The following is a 722-nucleotide window of genomic DNA, read 5'->3' as shown; positions in this document are numbered from 1 at the left end:
CGCCTGCTCACGCTCTTTTTGCTGAGTAATGTCTTGAATCACCGTCAGCACAAACTTCTTCTTCCCGCTTGGAGACGCGATGGTTTTACGCTCTCGATACACATGTTTAATACCGAGTTCGCACCCCGCAGACGCGACCTCTTCCGAGATGCGTTGTCCGCCAATTACAGTGCCCAATTCATCCGAGTTGTTCACGAGAGGCGCATTAGTCGAGCAGCTTTTCAGCTTACATTCTTGGCATTGCTTGCTCTTATAGTTGGCACAGTTGCTCATTTCCAACTGGTTATCTTCACCGTGAATAAATACCAAACTGTTAATTTCTTGAATGATGCCCATTAGCCATTGTTTTTCCGCTTCTTCATTGTTGGCATTCAGCTCAGCTAATTTCACCTTTAGACGTAGGTGCGCAAGAATGAAATACGCGGCAGCAAACATCAGAGAAAAAGCGACCGCACCTGCCAAGAAAAATTTTGCCATTTGCTCGTCGTCGTAGCCATAAACTAGGTTGAAGCTTCGGTGCGAGCGCAGAAGTTTTTCTATCTCATTTGAGTCAATGGTTTCGATGATGCTGTTGAGCATGTGTTGGAGCTGCGTATTGTGTTTTGCAACTGCAAACGCATTCGAGAACGTCAGAACATCTTGCTCATTGATCACCAAACCATCGACCTGATCTTGCGCAATCATGCTATGAACAACGTCATCAGGAATGTAAGCCACGTCAA

At 45.8% G+C, this 722-nt stretch carries 1 pseudogene; it reads right to left on the bottom strand.

Annotation, left to right across the window (positions count from 1 at the left end):
• Positions 1 to 722 (bottom strand): annotated as a pseudogene (locus R7Q48_RS27270) (histidine kinase); the annotation flags it as partial.

This window comes from Vibrio sp. 378, from assembly GCF_033339435.1.
The sequence above is the reverse complement of the archived record's forward strand: the minus strand, read 5'-3'. Positions and strand labels throughout refer to the sequence as shown.